Source organism: Halopseudomonas sp. Lyrl_26 (assembly GCF_051948695.1).
Classification (GTDB): domain Bacteria; phylum Pseudomonadota; class Gammaproteobacteria; order Pseudomonadales; family Pseudomonadaceae; genus Halopseudomonas; species Halopseudomonas formosensis.
Map to the genome: position 1 here is coordinate 1 of NZ_JAYJLH010000002.1, position 20,509 is coordinate 20,509.

Here is a 20,509-nt window from a genome sequence, read left to right on the forward strand (position 1 = left end):
CACGCGCTTTACGGCGACGAGGATTTTCATGGACGTTAGTCCTCCGCAAGTCTGTTGGACGCCACCAGGGGCGCATGACATTTAAAAGGGGCCTTAGCATACCGGTCGCTTTTCATGTTCGGTAGTGCCTTGGTGGCCGATTTTCAATAAATTGGTCGGGAAAACAGGGCGAACCCCTGTTTTTCCGACCTTGGGCCTGCTTCAGGCAACAACCAGCTGGTTGGAGTAGGCTTCCAGGTGATGATCGTCGTCACCGAACTGGTGGCTGATCATGACCAGACGCTTGGCGTAGTGGGCGCCGTTGTACTCCCAGGTCATGGCGATACCGCCATGCAGCTGGATGCACTGCTCGGCCACGTAGCGCGCGGCGCGGTTGACGATGAACTTGGCGGCGGACAGCTTGGCACTGCGCTCGTCGTTGTCCTTGTCGTCGGCCAGACAGGCGGCGAGGATGGCCATGGAGGTGGCCCGCTCCAGTTCGCTGACCATGTCCACCATGCGGTGCTGCAGAACCTGGAACTTGCCGATCGGCACGCCGAACTGCTTGCGGGTCTTCAGGTATTCCAGGGTCAGGTCGCAGGCGGTGCGCATGGCGCCGACCGCTTCACCGCACAGGGCGGCGATGGCGCGGCCGCTCTGGTAGCGGATGGCGTCATAGGCTTCACCGGCGGTGCCGAGCAGTTCGCCTTCGACGTTGTCGAGGAACAGCTCGCAGCCCTTGCGGCCATCAACGGTGGAGTACACGCGACGGCTGACGCCGGCGGCATTCGGGTCGATGATGAACAGGCTGATGCCCTGCTGGTCGCGCACGTCACCGGCGGTGCGGGCGGAAACCAGGATCTTGCCGGCGGTGTGACCGCCGATGACCACGGCCTTGCGACCGCTCAGGTTCCAGCTGCTGCCGTTCTGGCGGGCGGTGGTCTGCACGTCGAACAGGTTGTAGTGGCTGCTCGGCTCTTCCAGGGCCACGGCGGCCTGCAGCTCGCCGCTGGCGATGGCGCCCAGCAGCTCTTCCTTCTGCTGGTCACTGCCCAGCTGGCCGATCAGGCCACCGGCGAGGATGACCGATTCCATGTAGGGCTCCAGGCAGATGCCGCGGCCCAGCTGTTCCATGATCAGCATGGTTTCCACGCCGCTGCCGCCGAAGCCGCCCAGCTCCTCGGAGAAGGGAATGGCGGTCAGGCCCAGCTCACCCAGCTGCTGCCAGAAGTCGGTGCTGTAGCCGGCTTCGCTGTCGCTGAATTCCAGGCGCTTTTCAAAGGTATAAACGTCGCGAACCAGGCGGGCCGCGGTGTCCTGCAGCATCTGCTGCTCTTCAGTCAGTTTGAAGTCCATGGTCGGCTCCTCAGAGTTCGAGAATCATTTTCGAGACGATGTTCTTCTGGATCTCGTTGGATCCGCCGAAGATCGACAGTTTGCGCATGTTGAAGTAGGTGGAAGCCGGCGCCGCAGCGTAGTCGGCCACCAGGTACTCACCGTCGAAATCGCCTTCCAGTTCTTCCGGCAGGAAGGGCAGGGCGTAGGGGCCCAGCGCCTTGCGCATCAGATGGGTGATGGCCTGACGGATCTCGGTGCCCTGCACCTTGAGGATGGAGCTCTCGGCGCCCGGTACGCCGCCTTCGGAGGCCGCGGCAACGATACGCAGGGTGCTCATCTCGGCCGCCATCAGGGACATTTCCACTTCGGCGATCTGGGCACGGAACAGCGGGTCTTCCAGCAGGGACTTGCCGCCCTTCTGCTGCCTGGCAGCAATCTTCTTCAGGTGGCTCAGGGCCGCCTTGGAGGAGCCGATGCCGGCCAGGCCGGTACGCTCGTGGGTCAGCAGGTACTTGGCGCAGGTCCAGCCCTTGTTCTCTTCACCCACCAGGTTCTCTACCGGCACGCGCACGTCGTCGAAGAAGACTTCGTTGACTTCGTGGTCGCCGTCCAGGGTGATGATCGGGCGCACGGTGATGCCGGGGGTGTTCATGTCGATCAGCAGGAAGGAGATGCCGCGCTGCTGCTGGGCTTCCGGATCGGTACGCACCAGGCAGAAGATCATGTTGGCGTGCTGACCCAGGGTGGTCCAGGTCTTCTGACCGTTCACCACATAGTGATCACCGTCACGTACCGCACGGGTTTTCAGCGAGGCCAGGTCGGAACCGGCGCCCGGCTCGGAATAACCCTGACACCACCAGTCCTCACCGGACAGGATGCGCGGCAGGTACTTGCGCTTCTGCTCTTCGGTACCGAACTTGATGATCACCGGAGCGACCATGTTGACGCCGAAGGGGATGGTGCGCGGTGCACCGGCAGCAGCACTTTCCTCGTCGAAGATGTGCTTTTCCACCGGGCCCCAGTCGGTGCCGCCGTGTTCAACCGGCCAGCCCGGTGCATACCAGCCCTTGCGGGACAGGATCTGCTGCCAGCGCTGGTGGTCTTCCTTGGTCAGGTGCTTGCCGAGCTTCACCTTGCTGGCGATGTCCGCCGGCAGTTCCTGCTTGAGGAATTCACGCACTTCATCACGGAAGGCGATTTGTTCAGCTGAGTAATGGATTTCCATGTTGGGTCCTCGTTGTTGTTCAGCTCACGGGTGCCCGCCGGGGGCACCCGTCGATAAGTCAGAGATCAGCGAACTTGCGTCCTTCTTTGGCCAGTTTCTCGAGCAGCGGTGCCGGCTTCCACCAGGCGCCCAGTTGCTCGTGGAATTCGCAGATGCGGGCGTAGACACGATCCAGACCGATCGCGTCAGCATAGAACATCGGCCCGCCCTGATGTGCCGGGAAGCCGTAGCCGTTGATATAGATGACGTCGATGTCGCTGGCACGCTGGGCAATGCCCTCTTCCAGGATCTTGGCGCCTTCGTTGATCAGCGCGTACATGGTGCGCTCGATGATGTATTCATCGGACAGCGTGCGGCGCTCCACGCCCTGTTCCTTCGAGGCGGCTTCCAGAATGGCCGGCAACTCCGGGTTGGGCAGCGGGGTGCGCGAACCCTTCTCGTAGACGTAGAAGCCCTTGCCGGTCTTCTGACCGAGCATGCCGGCTTCGGCCATCTTGTCGAGGATGGTCGGCAGCTTGTACTCGGCAGGCAGGGTCTGGCGCTGACGGGTACGGATGGCCAGGCCGATATCCAGACCGGACAGGTCACGCATGGCGAAGGGGCCCATGGCCATGCCGAACTTGCGCAGGGCAGCATCAACCTGCTCGGGGGTGGCACCCTCTTCCAGCAGGAACTCGGACTCGCGGCCGTACTGGAATACCATGCGGTTGCCGACGAAACCGTCGCATACGCCAACCGGTACGGCGACCTTCTTCAGTTTCTTGCCGATGGCCATGGCGGTGGCCAGCACTTCGTTGCTGGTCTGCTCGCCGCGCACCACTTCCAGCAGGCGCATGACGTTGGCCGGGCTGAAGAAGTGCAGGCCGACTACATCTTCCGGGCGCTTGGTGAACCGGGCAATCTGGTTCAGGTCCAGCGAGGAAGTGTTGCTGGCCAGGATGGCGCCGGGCTTGCAGTGGGCATCCAGAGCCTCGAAGACCTTCTGCTTGACACCCATGTCCTCGAAGACGGCTTCCACCACCACATCCACGTCGGCCAGGTCGGCGTAGTCGGTGATGCCACTGACCAGCGCCATGCGCTTCTCCAGCGCCGCCTCGGTCAGGCTGCCGCGCTTGACGCTCATGCCATAGGTGTCACGGGCGCGCTGAATGGCGGCGTCGCGGGCTGCTTCGCTGATTTCCAGGATCTTGACCGGAATACCGGCGTTGGCGAAGCACATGGCGATGCCCACGCCCATGGTGCCACCGCCGATCACGGCGGCGGACTTGATGTCGCGCACCGGGGTATCGGCCGGCAGACCGTCGACCTTGGAGGCCTGACGCTCGGTGAAGAAGGCGTGTACCAGCGCAGCGCGCTGGGGCGATGCCAGACATTCGGCAAACAGCTCACGCTCGCGCTTGAGGCCTTCGGCCAGCGGCAGGGTGAAGGAGGCCTCGACAGCGGATACGCAGCGCTGGGGCGAGAACAGACCCGGAGTCTTCTTCTCGATCTCGGCACGCTTGGCGGCGACCAGGGCAGCGTTGTCCACGCCTTCCAGCTTGTCGGTGCGCTCGCCGGTGCGGCGCGGGCCCTTGCCTTCGGCAATCAGCTTCTCGGCGAAGGCCAGACCGGCGGCCAGCAGGTCGCCTTCGAACAGTTCATCCACCACGCCCAGTTGTTCGGCTTCGGTGGCGGCAATGGGGTTACCGCTGACGATCATGTCCAGGGCCTTCTCCACACCGACCACACGCGGCAGGCGCTGGGTGCCGCCGGCGCCGGGCAGCAGGCCCAGCTTGACTTCCGGCAGGCCGACCTTGGCGTCCTTGCGGGCGATCCGGTAATGGCAGCTCAGGGCCACTTCCAGGCCACCGCCCAGGGCGGTGCCATGGATCACGGCGATGCTCGGCTTGCTGCCGGCCTCGATCTCGTTGACCACTTCCGGCAGGCTGGGGGACTGCGGCGGCTTGCCGAATTCCTTGATATCGGCGCCGGCGATGAAGGTGTTGCCGTCACATACCAGAACGATGGCCTTGACCTCGGGATCAGCCTCGGCGGCATTGAAACTGTTCTGCAATCCGGAGCGCACGGCGACACCGAGGGCGTTGACCGGCGGATTGTTGACTCTGACAACGGCAACGGCGCCTTGCCGTTCCAGTGTGACGACCTCAGACATGCTGAACCTCCTCTGATCCTTTCAAATGCGTTTCATTGAGCGAAATAATGAAACCATGTTTCGCATGGCAAAATACAAAACTTGCAGAGCGTTGTCGATGCCCCCCGCTAAATGGTGGGGCATAAGGGGCGTTGATGATCAGACGCCCAGTCTTTCGATGTCCCGGGCCAGGATGGCCAGCTGATGTGCCAGCTGGTTCTTGACCTTGTCCTCGGATACCAGATAGGTCGGTGCGCCGCAGGTCAGGGCCATGAGGGTGCCGTCCTGCAGGTGCAGGGGTACGCCGGCGGCATTGACGTTGCGGTCCCAGTCGCCGAGGGACAGGCAGAAGCCGTACTTCTGATAATCGGCAAAGGCCTGCTCCAGCTGCTTCTCCAGCTCCGGCCAGTTGTCCGGGTTGCGGCTGGCCAGCGAGCTCATCACATGGCGCCGTTCCTCTTCCTTCATTGCGGCCAGATAGGCGCGGCCGGCGGCGGTAGTGGCCAGAGGCAGACGGACGCCGACGTCCATGCGCAGCGAGGTCACTTCGGCGGGGCGACAGTTCTCCACGTAGATCATGGACAGGCGATCGCGGCAGGTCAGGCCGACCGAGGTGTTGGTGTTGCGGGCGAACTCGTCGAGGTAGGGCTTGGCCAGCTGTCGGACCCGCAGGTTCGATACATAGGCATAACCCAGCGCGAGCACGCCGGAGTCGAGCTGGTACTTCTCCAGCTGCGGGGAATAGGAGAGATAACCGAGCTTGGTCAGGGTGTAGGTCATGCGCGAAACCGTGGGCTTCGGCAGGCCGGTAATCCGGGCGATATCCTGGTTGCCCATGACCACCGCGCCCTGGCTGAAGGCCCGCAGGACATCCAGTCCGCGCGACAGCGCCTCGACAAATTTGCGGTCCTTTACCGGGCTCTGCTCGATCTGATCGTCGTTCATTGAAAATGCGTACCTTGATAGATGTATCCGTGAAGTCTTTATTGTTATTTCGCTACGCGGAATTTACCTGAGTGCAGACATCCGGAGGCAGATTGTTTTGATTTGTTCAGATGATTGCACAGCTAAGGCGAATAGAATAGCATCTTTTTGGTATTGCGTTTCGCACAGCAAAATAATAGTCCAATAAAGAGGTTCCGATGTCCAGTCCTGAATCCTGCGTTGTTGCCCGCCAGCTGGCCGAACTCGGCCACACCAACCTGTATCACCTGTTGGAGCAGGCCTGTCGTGATTATGGGGACAAACCGGCATTCTCCTGCGGCGCGGATTCGGTGAGTTTCATCGCCCTGCGCGAGCACGCCGATGCCTTTGCCCGCTATCTGCGGCACGAGGTCGGGTTGCAACCCGGTGATCGTCTGGCAATCCAGCTGCCCAACCTGGTGCAGTACGTGGTCACCATCTTCGGCGCGCTCAAGGCCGGACTGGTCATCGTCAATACCAATCCCCAGTACACCGCCCCCGAGACCCGCCACCAGTTCAGCGACGCCGGTGCCCGTGCCGTGGTGGTACTGGACAAGCTGGTTCCGCTGGTCCGTGGCATCCAGGCGGACACGCAGATCGAGCATCTGATCGTGACCAGCGTGGATGACTGGCGCAACCCCCAGGAGCAGAGCGACGCCGCCGACGTGAGCCGTTTCATGAAGGCCCTGGCCGTCGGTCGAACCCTCCCGGAGGTCGAACCCGAGCGTGGTCTGGATGATATCGCCGTACTGCAGTACACCGGCGGCACCACCGGCGTCTCCAAGGGCGCGATGCTCACCCACCGCAACCTGCTGTGCAACGTCCTGCAGGCGGTCAGCATCATCCAGCCGGGTGAAGTCCAGTACGGCAACGAAACGCGGGTGTCGCCGCTGCCGCTGTACCATATCTTCGCCTTTACCGCGAACTGCCTGGCCTCGGTCTTTACCGGCTTCAACAGCGTGCTGATCACCAACCCCCGCGATCTGGACAGCATGATTGTCGACATGAAGCGGCATCGGGTCACCCTGCTGACCGGCATCAACTCCCTGTTCGTGTCGCTGATGGCGCACCCCGAATTCGACAGCCTGGATTTCAGTCACCTGAAATGGGTCAACTCCGGCGGCGCGCCGCTGAACGTGGCTGTGGCCGAGCGCTGGTTCGAGCGCACCGGTGCTGTGGTCCGTGAAGGCTTCGGCATGACCGAGACCTCGCCGGTGGTGGTCGCCTCCACCGCCAACACGCCCTATAAGGAAGGCTTCATCGGTCAGGCGGTAGTAGACACCGAGATGAAGATCGTTGATGACAACGGCAACGAGCTGCCCTCCGGCGAGGCCGGTGAGCTGTGGATCCGCGGCCCCCAGGTCATGCTCGGCTACTGGCAGCGTCCCGAGGCCACCGCGGAAGTGCTGACCACGGACGGCTGGCTGAAGACCGGCGACATCGGTGTGATCGACGAGGACGGCTTCCTCAAGCTGGTCGACCGCAAGAAGGACATGATTCTGGTCTCCGGTTTCAACGTCTATCCCAATGACGTGGAGGACGCGGTCATGCGCCACCCCGGCATCCGCGAGTGTGTCGCCGTCGGCGTGCCCGATGAGCGCAAGGGTGAAGCGATCAAGCTGTATGTCAGCCTGCATGACCGCAATCTGACCGAGGCCGAGATCATCGCCCATTGCCGCGAGCAGCTCACCGGGTACAAGGTACCGAGCTTTGTCGAGATCCGCGAAGATCTGCCCAAGTCCACGGTTGGCAAGCTGCTGCGCCGGGTGCTGCGCGACGAAGCCAGAGCGCAGGCCGGCGCATGAGCGCGCTGACTCTGACCCTCGCCGAGGGCGTGGCGGAAATCGCCCTGGACGATGGCAAGGTCAATGCCCTGTCGGAGCAGATGCTCGAGGCTCTGCTGGCCGCCATCGATCAGGCCCGCGCCGCAGATGCGGCGCTGCTGATCTACGGCCGTGCCGGTGTCCTGAGCGCCGGCTATGATCGCAGGCTGATCGCCGCCGGCGGCCCGGCCTGTGATGCCATGCGTGCCGCCGGTGATCGTCTGACACTGGCACTGCTGGATTACCCGGCGCCGGTGGTGATTGCCAGCACCGGCCATGCCATGGCCAAGGCGGCCTTCATGCTGCTGCTGGCCGACTACCGCATCGGTGCCGCCGGTGCCTTCAATATCGCCCTGAACGAAGTGGCCATCGGCATGACCATGCCCGATGCCGCCATGCCCCAGGCGCGTCGTCTGGCACCGCAATGGCTCAACCGCTGCGCCCTGCAGGCCCAGGTGCTGGACCCGCAGCAGGCGCTGGAGGCGGGGTTCTATGATGAGCTGGCTACCGGCGGTGAGTTGCTGGAGCGGGCCAGGGTGAAGGTGCGGGAACTGGCGGCACTGGATCGCAAGGCTTACCGGGAGACCCGTCTGTTGCTCAACGCCCCGTTGCGGGCGGACGTGATGGCGGCGCTGACCGGCGTTCGCGGCTGATCACCCGGACCGGGCCAGGGCGCCCGGTCCTTCCTTTCTCTATTCCTTGAAATACACTGACTGGGTACTGGTCAGCAGCAGTACGCCATCCTCCGACCACAGGTGGGCGATCTGGTCGGCATAGTTGCGATGCAGCCGGGTAGCCCGCGCCTGCCCCAGCAGGAAGCCGCTGGCCTGCAGCAATTCCTCGCTGGTGGCGTGGAAGTAGTGGGTCATGCTCACGGTACCCGAGGGCGTAAAGCTCTGGCGCAGCAGGAAGACCCGCGGCGCGAATACATCCCCCAGGGCGGTCAGGGAGGCGAAATCCAGCGCCCGCTCGGGGTAGTCGCGCACCCACAGCAGGGACTCGGTCTCCGGCTCATCCTCGGGGCGGCGGGAGAAGGGGACGCCGCGCACGAAACGGAAGTCGTACTGCTTGAACCAGTTGCGGATGCTCAGATCGACGCGCTGCAGGCTGGTCGGTGCGGGCGCCTGGGGCGCGGCCAGCTGCTGTTCCGACAGGGTCTCGCGGCGGTTGGCGAAGAAAGCGGTGGCGCTGGTGACCACCTCGCCGTTCTGCTTCTGCAGCAACAGCCAGTGCTGGGTCGAGCGATTGGTGCGCAGCGGCGTGGCCTCAACCTCGAAGTCGCCATCACCCACCGGGCCGGCAAAGTTCACCGTCAGCGACACCGGGTCCCCCAGACGTTCGGGGTGCTGCAGTACCGCATTGAGCAAAATGGCCGCAGTCAGTCCGCCAAAGGGGCCGACCATGTTCTTGAAGGCGTCGCTGGTGCTTCCTTTATATAGATTGGGCGCAACCGGGGTCAGGGCAATGGCCTGATCGAAGGCATGGCTACTCATTGTTGATTATCCGTTGGCAGGCTTGCTGAGGGTCCCATGCTAGGGGGCGCGGGAAGGGGCGGCAAGGTGATATGACGGCGTGAATCCGCCGTCATACACGGGCTGAGGGCCGCGATGGGCGAGCCGTCTTTCGCTCGCCCAGGGCGTATCAGCCGCGCTGGTAGGTGCCGACCAGACGGTTCATGGCCAGGGTGTGGGGCTCGACCCTGGCGAGCAGTTGCCACATGTCCAGGCCCTCATCCAGATTCGGCTCGCAGTCCAGCGCCAGAATCCAGAAGTAGTACTTGTGCTGACCATGCCCTTCCGGCGGCATGGGGCCACCGTAGGCGCTCTTGCCGAAGTTGGTCGGGCCATCGGTGTGCTGCTTGAAGCCCTCCAGCAGCGAGGTCACATCGGCGGGAATGTTGTAATGCACCCAGTGCACGAACCCGTAGGTGCCATTGGCTGATACCAGCGGCGCATCCGGGTCATGGCAGATCACCGCGAAGCTTTTGGTACCGGCCGGCGCACCGCTCCAGCTCAGCGCGGGGGAGACGTCCTCGCCCTCGCCGGTGTGCTTGCGCGGAATGGCGCCGTCGTTGGCGAAGGCGCTGCTGGTCAGTTGCAGGTCGAGATTCAGGGCAAAACCCATGGGATACCTCCAGGTTGGCGTGAAAGGTCGGGATCAGCGGATCAGGCTGCTGAGCAGCCAGAGGCCGAGCAGCAACCAGATGACACCACGGATCAGACGTTTCTTGATCAGTGAGCTGAAGCCCAGATAGATGAGGAACAGACCCAGAACCACAAAGGCGATGCTGAGCAGGCTGCTGTCCACCCCCAGCGCCCGGGAAAAACCATTGACGAACGCGCTGCTGGCGCCGCTGAGCAGGTTGAACAGCCAGGACAGGGCATCCACGATCAGCCGGACCAGGGTGCCGAAGGCCTGACCGAGCCATTCGAAGGGGTTGGTATCTACATGCATCGGAGCGCTTCCGGTTCTGTTAGCGGGCAGGGGGTAACCATAGCAGAGGTTGGGGGGTGGTCAGAAGGCCGGTGCTGGCTGTTCCCTTCCCTCACCCCCGAACCCTCTCCCGCAAAGGGGAGAAGGGAGCAGGTCGCCGTTACCCGATAAGCACGAGGTAACCCGACGCACGGCCTTCCCCCCTTGGTCCTCGGAGGAAGGGAGACAAGGGCGGTCAGACCCGCTCGATCACCGCTGCCACACCCTGGCCCAGGCCGATGCACAGGCTGACCAGCGCGTAGCGCTTGCCGGTACGCTCGAGCTGGCGCAGGGCGGTCAGGGTCAGGCGGGCTCCGGAGGCGCCCAGCGGGTGGCCGACGGCGATGGCACCCCCGTTGGGGTTCAGGCGCGGGTCGTCGAAGGCGATGCCCAGCAACTTGGCGCAGCCCAGCACCTGGGAGGCGAAGGCCTCGTTGATCTCGATCACGTCCATGTCATCCAGGGTCAGACCGGCGCGGGCCAGTGCCTTCTTGCAGGCTTCCACCGGACCCAGACCCATGACCCGCGGGGCAACGCCGGAAACTGCGCCGGCGAGGATGCGGCCGCGGGGCTTGACGCCGTATTTCTCACCGATGGCCTGGCTGCCGATGATCAGCGCGGCGGCACCGTCGTTGACCCCCGAAGCGTTGCCCGCAGTCACTACACCGCCTTCGAACAGCGGACGCAGACCGGACAGGGCGGCCATGTCGCTGGACGGGCGCGGGTGTTCGTCCTGATCCACTACCTTGTTCGGCTTCTTGCGGCCCTGGGGAACCTCGATGGGGTGGATCTCCTCGGCGAAGAAGCCCTCGGCACGGGCCTTCTCGTACAGTGCCTGGCTGCGGGCAGCGTAGGTGTCGGCCTCTTCCCGGGTAATGCCCAGCTCGGCAGCCACGTTATCGGCGGTCTGCGGCATGGTGTCGTCACCGTACTGCTTCTCCACCTTGGGGTTGGGGAAGCGCGCACCAATGGTGCTGTCGAAGGCGCGGAAATCCCGGGAGTAGGGGCTTTCGCTCTTGGCGATGACGAAGGGGGCACGGCTCATGCTCTCGGCGCCACCGGCGACGAACAGCTCGCCTTCACCAGCCTTGACCGCCCGGGCGGCATCGAGGATGGCGGCCAGGCCGGAGCCGCACAGGCGGTTGACGGTCACGCCGGCCACTTCCTGGGGCAGGCCGGCCAGCAGGCCGGCGTGGCGGGCCAGGTTGCGGGCATCTTCGCCGGCCTGGTTGGTGTTGCCCATGACCACGTCCTCGTAGTCCTTGCCGTCGAAGGGGTTGCGTGCCACCACGGCACGGATCACCTCCGCCAGCAGGTCGTCCGGACGTACCGGAGCCAGGGCGCCGGCGTGGCGGCCGAAGGGGGAGCGCAGTCCATCATAGATATAGGCAGTCATCGAATTACTCCTGGAAATCGGGGGTGGTCAGGGGCAGGTCCAGCTGTACGCGGCGGCGCAGCCAGGGGCTGGGCCGGTAGCGCGGCTCGCCGTACACCGCCTGCATGTTGTTGAGTACGGTCAGTACCGCCTGCTTGCCGTAGTGTTCGCCAAAGCCCAGCGGGCCTTTCGGGTAGCCGAGGGCGAGCTGGATGGCGCGGTCCAGGGTGTCGGGGGTGGCGATGCCCTTTTGCGCGATCTCGCAGCCGAGGTTGACCACGCTGGCGATCAGCCGCTGGATGACAAAGCCGGGGGAGTCGTTGATCACTTCCACAGGTACGCAGTCGGCGCCGAGTGCCTGACGGGCCTGGGCGACCACATCGGCGTTGGCCGCGGGCTGGCGCATCAGGGTGCGGCGCTTGTCCCAGTTGGCGAAGCTGTCCAGTGCCAGAGTGCGCTCGGCGGGCAGGCCCAGACGGGTCAGGGCGGCGGTGCAGTCCTCGCCCAGCGGGGTGATCAGGCAGATCGCCTCGGCGGAGGGTTGCTCGCCGGTTTCCAGGGTGGCACCGGCGCTGGCCAGTACCTGGGCTACCTGGTTGCGCAGTGCCTCGTCATCGCTCTGCAGCCAGTAGGGGCGGCTGAGCAGCACGCTGCCGACGGCCGGTTCAGGCTGCTCGATCTTCTGGCCATCTTCATAGCGGTAGAAACCCTGGCCGGTCTTGCGGCCCAGCAGGCCGGCGGCAACCCGCTGCCCGGCAATGAAGGACGGGGTATAGCGTGGATCATGGTAGAACTGCTCGTAGACCGACTCCATCACCGCGTGGGATACGTCCAGGCCGGTCAGGTCGAACAGCTCGAAGGGCCCCATGCGGAAGCCCGGGCCGTCGCGCAGGATGCGGTCGATCTGCTGTACCGTGGCCACGCCTTCGCTGAGCATGCGCAGGGCTTCGGTACCGAAGGCGCGCCCGGCATGGTTGACCAGGAAGCCGGGGGTGTCCGGGGTGATCGCCGGGAAGTGTCCGGCCTTCTCCGCCAGCTCCACCAGACCCTTGATGTAACGCTCGTCGGTACGCGAACCGCGGACCACCTCGACGATCTTCATCAGCGGTACGGGGTTGAAGAAGTGGAAACCGGCCACCCGCTCGGGGCGGCTGCAGCCGGCGGCGATGCGGGTTACCGACAGGGAGGAGGTGTTGGTTGCCAGCAGGCAGCCTTCGCTGACGATGGCTTCCAGGTCGGCGAACAGCTTCTGCTTGACCTCGAGGATCTCGACGATGGCCTCGATCACCAGGTCGCAGTCCTTCAGGTCGGTCAGCGCTGCGGCGGGCTGCATGCGCGCGCAGGTGGCCTCGAACTCCGCCTCGCTCAGCTTGCCCTTGGCCAGCTGACGCTGCAGCAGGTTGCGGTTGAACGCCAGGGCATCCTCGATGGCCTCAGCCCGGGTATCGAACAGCAGTACCTGCTGGCCGCTGCTGGCGAACAGCTGGGCGATACCTCGGCCCATGGCGCCAGCGCCGATCACGCCAATACGATTGAACATGGAAGGACTCCTCGGTACTCTCTGGTTATCTTGTTTCGCTGAGCGAAACGATATTTCGTTTAAAGAGTTGCGAGATTAAATCCTGCGAGTGCCCAGTGCAAGTCGACCTGCGCATTACACTTATGGTCCGGCATAAGCCACAGCAACCCTCATTATCCGCGCTGCTGCACCATGGCATACTGCACCCCGGTGTCAGCATGGCGCAGGCCAACCTTCGACGAGATTCTCATCCATGAGTGAAGACCAGAAACTGGTAGTTCAGAATTCGGTGACCGGTTTTTTTCAGGAGCTCGGTGGTGAGCTGCTGGAGTTCGAGCCCGATCGGACCGTCATCGGCCTGACTCTGGAAAAGCGCCATCTCAACAATGCCGGCAACCTCCATGGCGGCGTGGTCGCCAGCCTGCTGGACGTGGCCATGGGCCTGTGCGGCACCTGGGCCGCCGATCCGCAGGACCGCCGGGTGGCCATTACCCTGTCGATGAATGTCAACTTCAGCGCACCGGCCGGCGAGGGCGAGCGCGTCCGTGCCGTGGCCAGCTGCCGCAAGCAGGGGCACAAGATTTTCATGGCCAGCTGCGACCTGCTGGATGAGGCCGGCAATCTGCTGGCCTTCGGCGAGGGCGTGTTCAAGAAGGGTGCACTGCGCAGAGATCTGCCGTGATCACCTGGCTGCTGCCTCTGGGTGTTGCGCTGGAGCTGCTGGCGCTGGGCGGGCAGTGGCCGCAGCTCAGCTGGGTCGCCGCCGCAGCCATTGCTTCCTATTATCTGCTGAATTTCCGGCGGCTGCTGATCTACCCCCGGGTGCTCGGCCTGATCACTCTCGGCTCGGTGCTGTTGCTCGCGGTGCTCGGCACCGAGCAGGAAACCTGGGGGCAACTGGCCGCCTCCGGGGCCTACTATGCAAGCTTTCTCGGGGCCCTGGGGTTGATGCAGCTGCTGGCCAGACACCTGCCCCATCTGCGCGAGATGCACAAGGCGCTGCTGGCCGGCCCGGGCCTGTGGCTCTATCCCCGCTACGTGCTGACCGCCGGCAGCATCGGCTCCATCCTCAACTTCGGCATGATGGCGCTGCTCTGCGGCACCCTGCAGCAGCATCTGCAGCGCTACGATCTGGATGAACAACGCCGGCGTGCCGGGATGCGTACGGTCATGATAGCCACCCTGCGCGGCTTTGCCCTGGTGCCGCTGCTGGCGCCAACCAGCGTGACCATTGCCATGCTCACCCGGGAAATGCCGGATATCAGCTGGTCCGGGATGCTGCCCTATGGCCTGGCGGCCTCGCTGATTCTGCTGCTGGTGGGCTGGCGACGGGAGAATCCGGCGCTGGTCGCCCTGCGCGACGAGATCGGCGACAGTACCCCGGCAACCGGTATGGGTCAGTTGCTGATCGGCTCCTTTCTCGGGCTCGGTGCCATCGGTCTGCTGTCCTGGATGACGGTGCTGACGCCCTCCCAGGCGGCGATGATCCTCATCCCGCTGGGCATCGGCCTGTATGTGCTGTGGCGCGAGCGCTCCCCAGCCGAGGTGCTCAGGCAGGTCTCCGGCAACCTGGTGACCATGCACAACGAGATGTTCATCTTCGGCTGCGCGGCCGTGCTTGGCGGTGTGCTGGGGGCGCTGGCGCCGCTGGATGGACTGGCGGACTGGCTGGCGCAGGCTCCGCAGTACAACGCGCTGGTGGGGGTGGCCAGCCTGTTCGGCATCATAGGCCTGGCGATGATCGGCATCGCGCCCATTGTGTCGCTGGCGCTGATGGTCGGTCTGCTGTCACGGCTGGCCGAACTGGGTGTACCCATTCTGACCCCGGCGCTGGGTCTGATGTGCGGTTTCTCGATCGCCATGATCTTCTCGCCGTTCGGGCCCTCGACGCTCATTCTGGCGCGCTTCAGCGGCTCGCGGGCCAGCGAGGTGGTGTTCGGCTGGAATGGGCGCTTCGTCGCCACGGTGCTGCCGTTGCTGCTGATCCTGCTGCTGGTCACCCACTGGCTGCAGGGCTGAACACCTGCGACGGGGCGGTCTTGGTACAATGGACTGCCTGCTGTTGCCTTGAAGGAAGCCTCGATGCCGGAACTCCCAGAAGTCGAAACCACCCGCCGCGGGATTGCCCCTCACCTGCTGGGTCGGCGGGTGACCCGGCTGATCGTCCGCGATGCCCGCCTGCGCTGGCCGATCCCCGAGGATCTGGGGATCCAGATCGAGAATCAGACCTTCACTGCGGTGCGACGCCGGGCCAAGTACCTGTTGCTGGATATCGGTGGCGGTACCCTGATCAGTCATCTGGGCATGTCCGGCAGCCTGCGGCTGGTGCCCGCCGATACGCCTGTGCTCAAGCATGAGCACGTGGATATCGAGCTGGATTCGGGCATGACCCTGCGCTACACCGACCCGCGGCGCTTCGGCGCCATGCTCTGGCAGCGCGCCGGCATGGAGCATCCGCTGCTCAGCCGTCTCGGACCGGAGCCGCTGTCCGATGAGTTCACCGGCGAGCGCCTCTACCAGCTGTCGCGCAAGCGCAGCATGGCGGTCAAACCCTTCATCATGGACAACGCCGTGGTCGTCGGGGTCGGCAACATCTATGCAACCGAGGCGCTGTTCGCCGCCGGTATCGATCCCCGGCGCGAGGCAGGACGGATCAGCCGGGCGCGCTACCTGGCGCTGGCCGAGGAGATCCGAAAGGTGCTGGCGCGAGCCATCGACAGCGGCGGCACTACCCTGCGTGACTTCATCGGCGGTGATGGCAAACCCGGGTATTTCCAGCAGGAGCTGTTCGTCTATGGGCGCGCCGGCCAGCTGTGCAAGCTGTGCGGCACCACCCTGTCCGAATGCCGCCTGGGCCAGCGCAGCAGCGTTTTCTGCCGGCGCTGCCAGAGCTGAGTGGCGGCGGAAGTGTGCGCCGGGTAGCGCTTTGCCACTCGGCAGATTTTCTAATATGCTCAAAGAGCCTACAATGGCGCTGTCGGCACTTCGGGACGGAGTGCCTGAACATAATAATGCCGATTATCGGGCTCACACTCAGGGATACCACTATGCGCCTGTTACGTCACATCACTGCTCTGTTCGCCGGCATGCTGCTCGCCGGTAGTGTCATGGCCGCCGAGGCCAATTACGGTTATCAGGAACACGTCGAGAATCCGGGCATCTTTGCCATGGTCGGTGACCTGATCATTGCCCGCCCGATCGGCGCGGCCATCACAGCAGTAGGTGCGGCGGCATTCGTCGTGAGCCTGCCGTTCACCGCGCTGGCCGGCAATACCGCCGAGGCCGGTCAGGAGCTGGTCGTGCGTCCCGGTCGGGAAACCTTCATGCGCTGTCTGGGCTGCACCAAGGCCGGCTACGGTCGCAAGCAGCGCGACGAGAATCTCTGACAAGGCACTGCGCACCGGGTAGTGCGGTAGTTGGAGCCCGTCTGAACGCTGTCGGGGCGGTAATGGAAAGATCGATCGGGCGGATCTGGTTTCCGGCTCTGCTGCTGTTGTTGCTCGGTTTGATGATCTGGAGTACCGAATTGGCCACCCTGGCAGCCGGGGTCGGCCTTTTTGTCATGGGTATCGGACGACTGGAGGAGGGCTTCCGGGCCTTCTCCGGCGGTGCGCTGGAACGCTGGCTCAAGTGGAGTACCAGCGGCCTGTGGAAGAGCCTGCTGGTGGGCATAGTCAGTACCGCCGCGGTGCAGTCCAGTACCCTGGTGACCCTGCTGGGGATTGCCTTTCTCAGTGCCGGCCTGATCAACACCCTGGGTGGTGTGGGTCTGACGCTCGGCGCCAACCTGGGTACCACCTCCGGCGCCTGGCTGATTGCGCTGGCCGGCCTCAAGCTCAACATGGCGCAACTGTCGATGCCGATGCTGGCCTTCGGTGTCTTCCTCGCCCGGCGCGAGGAAGCCGGCTGGCGCGGTGGTGGCCTGGCGCTGCTGGGCATCGGCCTGGTGTTTCTCGGCATTGACCTGATGAAGGCCGGCTTCAGCGGCTTCGAAGGGGCCTTCGATCTGGCCCGTTTCGCGGTCGATGGGTGGGCCGGCGTCTTCCTGTTCGTGCTTATAGGTGCGCTGGCCACTGTCATCATGCAGTCCAGCCACGCCACCCTGGTGCTGACGCTGGCGGCCCTGGCGGCGGGCCAGGTGAATTACGACAACGCCCTGGCGCTGGTCATAGGTGCCAACCTCGGTTCCACCGCCACAGCCCTGTTCGCCGCCATTGGCAGCAATAATGCCGGACGCCGGATTGCCGCTACCCACCTGATCTTCAACCTGGTCACCGCCGGCGGCGCCCTGCTGATGCTGCATCCGCTGGTGGCAGCGGTCGAGTGGCTGGCGCAGCTGGCTGGTCTGGGGTCGGATGAGCACATGCTCAAGCTGGCCATTTTCCATACCCTGTACAACGTCTTCGGCCTGGCATTGACGCTGCCCTGGGCACTGTTGCTGGTCCGCCTGCTGGAGCGCTGGCTGCCCGACGAGCCGCGACCGCCCGAAGCGGAGGGCCTGCTCAGCGAGCGGCCGCGTGCCCACGGACTCTATGTCAACGATTCGGCGCTGGTGCATGCCGATACGGCGCTCAAGGTACTGGGCCAGGAGCTGCAGCATCTGGCACAGCTGAGTCGGCAGGTGGTGGGTGCGGCCATGTATCTGCCCGGCAATCTGGCCGAGATGAGCGCTGTCCAGTTGCATCAGGCGGTCCGGCAGCCGGTGCCGATGGAGCTGCGCGAGGATGCCGACGCCCTCTACGAGCAGCATATCAAGGGGGTCTTCGCCGATATGGTGGACTTCATGTCCAGGCTGGACGTGTCACTGCTGCCCGAGCAGCAGCACGCCCTGCTCAATACCACCATGGCGGCGCGGGATCTGGTGACCGCGGTCAAGGCAGCCAGGCATCTGCAGGTAAACCTGCGCAAACATATCGACAGTCCAAATCCGGTCCTGCGCGAGGCCTATTCCCGCCTGCGGGAACAGTCCGGTCTGCTGTTGCTCGAGCTGCGCGATTGGGCCAATCATGCCGATAGCGATGCGGCGTATCTGCTGCAGGAGAGTGATGCCAGAGCAGCGCTGTTTACCAGTGACTTCCAGCGCACCCTGCAGCAGCAACTGCGCAACCGTGAATTGGACGGCTGGCAGGCCACCTCGCTGCTGAACGATCTGAATTACCTGGACCGCATCCGCCGTCACCTGCTGCGCGGTCACGCCGGTCTTGGACAGGGGGTGCCGGTGAACGACGAGGAGCGTCTGGAGCAGGCGGTCAATCTGGCCTGACCGGCAGGCGGACGCTGGCCTGACCTTCACCCCGGGGGTCGCTGGCGGCGCTCAGCTCGCCCCGGCGCTTGTTCCAGTGCACTGCCTGCATATCGCCGTAATCTCGACCTACAGGTTTGAGTTCATGGCCCAGCTCCTCCAGCTCCCGGCGCTGGTCGGCACTGAACGCGGCGTCCTCGATCTGGATGTGGTCGGGCAGGTACTGGTGGTGAAAGCGCGGACGGCTTACCCACTGCTGCACCGGCCGCCCGTCCATCGCCTCCAGCACGCCCAGCAGTACCATGCTGATGATGCGGCTGCCACCGGGGGTGCCGAGGATCGCCAGCTGTTCATCGTTCTCCAGCATGGTCGGCGTCATGCTCGACAGCGGTCGCTTGCCCGGGGCAATGGCGTTGGCCTCGCTGCCGGCCAGTCCGTAGCTGTTCTTGCCGTCCGGATCGGCGGCGAAGTCATCCATCTCGTTGTTCAGCAGCACCCCGGTGCCGGGCACGGTGAAGGCCGCGCCGAAGGGCAGGTTGATGCTCAGGGTGGCCGCCACCGCATTGCCCTGGCGGTCGATCAGGGAGAAGTGGGTGGTATTGGTGCCTTCCACAAAGCCCAGCGGTTCGCCCAGCTCCAGACTCGGCGTGGCCCGTTGCGAATCAATCGAGGAGGCCAGTTGACGGGCATGCTCGCGGGACAGCAGGCGTGCCACCGGCACCTCGACGAAGTCGCTGTCGCCTAGCAGCAGGGCGCGGTCGCGGTAGCTGCGACGCATCAGCTCGACCAGCTGGTGGGTGCGCAGGGTTGAGCCCGGCGCGGCCTGTGGCAGGAGTTCCAGCCCTTGGAGCATGCCGGCCAGGGCAATACCGCCGGCCGAGGGCAGGGGCGCGCTGATGATCTCGAAGCCCCGGCTGGCAAAGCGCACCGGCTTGCGTTCAATGACCCTGTAGCTGTCCAGGTCCGCCTGCTGCCAGATACCGCCGGCTGCGCGTACCCCTTTGATCAGACGGGCAGCGACCGGGCCGCGGTAGAAACCACCCAGACCCCGCTCACCGATGGCGCGCAGGGTGGCGGCCAGCTCCGGCTGACGAATCAGCTCGCCGGCCGCAGGAGCCTGATTGTCCCTGAGAAAGATACGCGCCGTTTCCGCATCCTGCTGCATGGCCTGCAGGCGGAAACCGACCAGGGTGCGGTAACTCTCGCCCACCGCAAAACCTTTCTCGGCGGCGGCCACCGCCGGCGCCAGACTCTGCTGCAGGGGCAGCTGTCCGTAGTGCTGCGCCAGATGCACCAGCGCCGCCGGCAGACCCGGGATGCCTGCGGCAAGGGGGCCATTGATCACCCGTTGCAACTGGTTGTCGCCATCCAGATACAGGTCGCGATGGGCTGCCTGGGGCGCGGTTTCCCGTGCATCGAGAAAGCGGTAGTCGGTGCCCTGTTCGCCGCTCAGGCGCAACAGGAAGAAGCCGCCACCACCGATGCCGGAACCGTAAGGCTCGACCACCGCCAGGGTGGCGGCCACGGCAATGGCCGCATCGAAGGCGTTGCCGCCCTGATCCAGAATGAGATGACCGGCCTCGGTGGCCGTGGGGTGGGCGCTGGCGACGGCCTGCTGATCCGGCGCCGCCGCCTGTACCGCCTGGCCCAGTAACAGCGCCAGCAGCGGCAGGGCGGCCAGCGCCTTCATTTGTCGCTGACCAGCAGCTCGTACTTGGCCATCAGCTGCTCCCGGCTCTCGACCCGGTTGGGGTCCAGCGGAATGCAGTCCACGGGGCAGACCTGCTGACACTGGGGCTCGTCGAAATGGCCGACGCACTCGGTGCACAGGTCCGGGTCGATGACGTAGATTTCCTCGCCCTGGGAAATGGCCCCGTTCGGGCATTCCGGTTCGCAGACGTCGCAGTTGATGCAGTCGTCGGTAATCATCAGGGCCATGGGCTACTCCGGAATAAAGCGGGTCAACCCTGGTAGCGCTTGAGCAGCGCTTCGTGCACCACCGGGTGGACAAATTTGCTGACATCCCCACCCAGCGAGGCGATCTCGCGGACCAGGGTAGAGGAGATATAAGAATACTTCTCCGACGGGGTCAGGAACAGACTTTCCACATCAGGCGCCAGCTGGCGGTTCATGTTCGCCAGCTGGAACTCGTACTCGAAATCCGATACCGCGCGCAGACCACGCAGCAGCACGTTGGCCCCGACTTCGCGGGTGAAATGCGCCAGCAGGGTGGAGAACCCCACCACTTCGACATTGCTGTGCTGCTTGAGCACTTCCCGAGCCAGCTCGACGCGCTCCTCGAGGGAAAAGGCCGGGTTCTTCTTCGGGCTGGCCGCCACGGCGACCACCACACGGTCGAACAGCTTGGCCGCACGGCCAACCAGATCCATATGGCCCATGGTGATGGGGTCGAAGGTGCCGGGGTAAAGAACAGTATTCATT

19 protein-coding genes are annotated in these 20,509 nt (G+C 64.4%); 7 read left to right on the plus strand and 12 right to left on the minus strand.

The window, feature by feature from the left end; genetic code table 11:
- Positions 1-201 precede the first annotated feature (201 nt).
- The 4 genes from VF673_RS03405 to VF673_RS03420 all read right to left on the minus strand — a co-directional run bounded on the left by VF673_RS03405 (position 202) and on the right by VF673_RS03420 (position 5,618).
- Positions 202-1,335, minus strand: coding sequence for an acyl-CoA dehydrogenase family protein (locus VF673_RS03405; protein ID WP_440290900.1), 1,134 nt, complete (start codon positions 1,333-1,335; stop codon positions 202-204).
- A gap of 10 nt (positions 1,336-1,345) precedes the next feature.
- Positions 1,346-2,542, minus strand: a complete 1,197-nt coding sequence (locus tag VF673_RS03410; protein ID WP_090540937.1) for an acyl-CoA dehydrogenase family protein — start codon at positions 2,540-2,542, stop codon at positions 1,346-1,348.
- A gap of 58 nt (positions 2,543-2,600) precedes the next feature.
- Positions 2,601-4,694 (minus strand): 3-hydroxyacyl-CoA dehydrogenase NAD-binding domain-containing protein, encoded by a 2,094-nt coding sequence (locus tag VF673_RS03415; RefSeq protein ID WP_440290901.1) that lies wholly within the window; start codon positions 4,692-4,694, stop codon positions 2,601-2,603.
- Between the two features lie 138 nt (positions 4,695-4,832).
- Positions 4,833-5,618, minus strand: a complete 786-nt coding sequence (locus VF673_RS03420; RefSeq protein ID WP_090540933.1) for an IclR family transcriptional regulator — start codon at positions 5,616-5,618, stop codon at positions 4,833-4,835.
- A 197-nt stretch (positions 5,619-5,815) separates the two neighbouring features.
- On the opposite strand from VF673_RS03420, the gene VF673_RS03425 reads away from it, so the two are divergent.
- Both VF673_RS03425 and VF673_RS03430 read left to right on the plus strand, forming a co-directional pair.
- Positions 5,816-7,441, plus strand: a complete 1,626-nt coding sequence (locus VF673_RS03425) for an AMP-binding protein (RefSeq protein WP_440290902.1) — start codon at positions 5,816-5,818, stop codon at positions 7,439-7,441.
- The gene (locus VF673_RS03430) at positions 7,438-8,112 is read left to right on the plus strand and encodes a crotonase/enoyl-CoA hydratase family protein (RefSeq protein WP_273126183.1); all 675 of its coding nucleotides are present in this window, start codon (positions 7,438-7,440) and stop codon (positions 8,110-8,112) included. Before VF673_RS03425 ends, VF673_RS03430 begins: the two co-directional genes overlap by 4 nt.
- Before the next feature lie 39 nt (positions 8,113-8,151).
- Here the strand turns inward: VF673_RS03430 and VF673_RS03435 are convergent, their stop codons facing one another.
- The 5 genes from VF673_RS03435 to VF673_RS03455 all read right to left on the minus strand — a co-directional run bounded on the left by VF673_RS03435 (position 8,152) and on the right by VF673_RS03455 (position 12,846).
- Positions 8,152-8,952: an acyl-CoA thioesterase gene (locus tag VF673_RS03435; protein ID WP_440290903.1), complete on the minus strand. Its 801-nt coding sequence runs from the start codon at positions 8,950-8,952 to the stop codon at positions 8,152-8,154.
- 148 nt (positions 8,953-9,100) lie between these two features.
- Positions 9,101-9,583 carry a YbhB/YbcL family Raf kinase inhibitor-like protein gene (locus tag VF673_RS03440; protein ID WP_440290904.1) on the minus strand — a complete coding sequence of 161 codons (483 nt, stop codon included), beginning with the start codon at positions 9,581-9,583 and terminating at the stop codon, positions 9,101-9,103.
- A gap of 33 nt (positions 9,584-9,616) precedes the next feature.
- The gene (locus tag VF673_RS03445; RefSeq protein WP_090540924.1) at positions 9,617-9,913 is read right to left on the minus strand and encodes a hypothetical protein; all 297 of its coding nucleotides are present in this window, start codon (positions 9,911-9,913) and stop codon (positions 9,617-9,619) included.
- Positions 9,914-10,127: 214 nt separating this feature from the next.
- Positions 10,128-11,327 (minus strand): 3-oxoadipyl-CoA thiolase, encoded by a 1,200-nt coding sequence (locus tag VF673_RS03450; RefSeq protein ID WP_090540922.1) that lies wholly within the window; start codon positions 11,325-11,327, stop codon positions 10,128-10,130.
- Positions 11,328-11,331: 4 nt separating this feature from the next.
- Positions 11,332-12,846: a 3-hydroxyacyl-CoA dehydrogenase gene (locus VF673_RS03455; protein ID WP_440290905.1), complete on the minus strand. Its 1,515-nt coding sequence runs from the start codon at positions 12,844-12,846 to the stop codon at positions 11,332-11,334.
- Positions 12,847-13,078: 232 nt separating this feature from the next.
- Between VF673_RS03455 and VF673_RS03460 the strand changes: the two genes are divergently transcribed.
- The 5 genes from VF673_RS03460 to VF673_RS03480 all read left to right on the plus strand — a co-directional run bounded on the left by VF673_RS03460 (position 13,079) and on the right by VF673_RS03480 (position 18,088).
- A complete protein-coding gene (locus tag VF673_RS03460) occupies positions 13,079-13,507 on the plus strand; it encodes a PaaI family thioesterase (RefSeq protein WP_440290906.1) in 429 nt (142 codons plus the stop codon).
- Entirely contained in the window at positions 13,504-14,844 is a 1,341-nt protein-coding gene (locus VF673_RS03465) for a hypothetical protein (RefSeq protein ID WP_273126175.1), read from the plus strand. Before VF673_RS03460 ends, VF673_RS03465 begins: the two co-directional genes overlap by 4 nt.
- A 63-nt stretch (positions 14,845-14,907) precedes the next feature.
- Entirely contained in the window at positions 14,908-15,720 is an 813-nt protein-coding gene (mutM, locus tag VF673_RS03470) for a bifunctional DNA-formamidopyrimidine glycosylase/DNA-(apurinic or apyrimidinic site) lyase (RefSeq protein WP_440290907.1), read from the plus strand.
- Positions 15,721-15,911: 191 nt separating this feature from the next.
- A complete protein-coding gene (locus VF673_RS03475) occupies positions 15,912-16,211 on the plus strand; it encodes a multidrug transporter (RefSeq protein ID WP_235818661.1) in 300 nt (99 codons plus the stop codon).
- A gap of 62 nt (positions 16,212-16,273) precedes the next feature.
- Positions 16,274-18,088, plus strand: coding sequence for a Na/Pi cotransporter family protein (locus tag VF673_RS03480; RefSeq protein ID WP_440290908.1), 1,815 nt, complete (start codon positions 16,274-16,276; stop codon positions 18,086-18,088).
- Here the strand turns inward: VF673_RS03480 and ggt are convergent.
- From ggt to coaD, 3 genes are read right to left on the minus strand one after another with little or no spacing between them, the layout of a single operon-like run.
- Complete coding sequence (gene ggt, locus VF673_RS03485) at positions 18,075-19,757, minus strand: gamma-glutamyltransferase (protein ID WP_440290909.1); 1,683 nt, start codon at positions 19,755-19,757, stop codon at positions 18,075-18,077. The two genes, VF673_RS03480 and ggt, sit on opposite strands and share 14 nt — an antisense overlap.
- Positions 19,754-20,005: a YfhL family 4Fe-4S dicluster ferredoxin gene (locus VF673_RS03490; RefSeq protein ID WP_090540906.1), complete on the minus strand. Its 252-nt coding sequence runs from the start codon at positions 20,003-20,005 to the stop codon at positions 19,754-19,756. The genes ggt and VF673_RS03490 overlap by 4 nt, the downstream gene beginning before the upstream one ends.
- Positions 20,006-20,028: 23 nt before the next feature.
- Positions 20,029-20,508 (minus strand): pantetheine-phosphate adenylyltransferase, encoded by a 480-nt coding sequence (coaD, locus tag VF673_RS03495; RefSeq protein WP_090540905.1) that lies wholly within the window; start codon positions 20,506-20,508, stop codon positions 20,029-20,031.
- Position 20,509: the final 1 nt, after the last annotated feature.

Coding starts and splice junctions, on each gene's coding strand:
- VF673_RS03420 (WP_090540933.1), bottom strand. CDS start 5,618: ATGAACGACGATCAGATCGAGCAGAGCCCGGTAAAGGACCGCAAATTT.
- mutM (WP_440290907.1), top strand. CDS start 14,908: ATGCCGGAACTCCCAGAAGTCGAAACCACCCGCCGCGGGATTGCCCCT.
- coaD (WP_090540905.1), bottom strand. CDS start 20,508: ATGAATACTGTTCTTTACCCCGGCACCTTCGACCCCATCACCATGGGC.
- VF673_RS03475 (WP_235818661.1), top strand. CDS start 15,912: ATGCTGCTCGCCGGTAGTGTCATGGCCGCCGAGGCCAATTACGGTTAT.
- VF673_RS03435 (WP_440290903.1), bottom strand. CDS start 8,952: ATGAGTAGCCATGCCTTCGATCAGGCCATTGCCCTGACCCCGGTTGCG.
- VF673_RS03445 (WP_090540924.1), bottom strand. CDS start 9,913: ATGCATGTAGATACCAACCCCTTCGAATGGCTCGGTCAGGCCTTCGGC.
- VF673_RS03440 (WP_440290904.1), bottom strand. CDS start 9,583: ATGGGTTTTGCCCTGAATCTCGACCTGCAACTGACCAGCAGCGCCTTC.
- ggt (WP_440290909.1), bottom strand. CDS start 19,757: ATGAAGGCGCTGGCCGCCCTGCCGCTGCTGGCGCTGTTACTGGGCCAG.
- VF673_RS03415 (WP_440290901.1), bottom strand. CDS start 4,694: ATGTCTGAGGTCGTCACACTGGAACGGCAAGGCGCCGTTGCCGTTGTC.
- VF673_RS03490 (WP_090540906.1), bottom strand. CDS start 20,005: ATGGCCCTGATGATTACCGACGACTGCATCAACTGCGACGTCTGCGAA.
- VF673_RS03410 (WP_090540937.1), bottom strand. CDS start 2,542: ATGGAAATCCATTACTCAGCTGAACAAATCGCCTTCCGTGATGAAGTG.
- VF673_RS03425 (WP_440290902.1), top strand. CDS start 5,816: ATGTCCAGTCCTGAATCCTGCGTTGTTGCCCGCCAGCTGGCCGAACTC.
- VF673_RS03455 (WP_440290905.1), bottom strand. CDS start 12,846: ATGTTCAATCGTATTGGCGTGATCGGCGCTGGCGCCATGGGCCGAGGT.
- VF673_RS03430 (WP_273126183.1), top strand. CDS start 7,438: ATGAGCGCGCTGACTCTGACCCTCGCCGAGGGCGTGGCGGAAATCGCC.
- VF673_RS03480 (WP_440290908.1), top strand. CDS start 16,274: ATGGAAAGATCGATCGGGCGGATCTGGTTTCCGGCTCTGCTGCTGTTG.
- VF673_RS03405 (WP_440290900.1), bottom strand. CDS start 1,335: ATGGACTTCAAACTGACTGAAGAGCAGCAGATGCTGCAGGACACCGCG.
- VF673_RS03460 (WP_440290906.1), top strand. CDS start 13,079: ATGAGTGAAGACCAGAAACTGGTAGTTCAGAATTCGGTGACCGGTTTT.
- VF673_RS03450 (WP_090540922.1), bottom strand. CDS start 11,327: ATGACTGCCTATATCTATGATGGACTGCGCTCCCCCTTCGGCCGCCAC.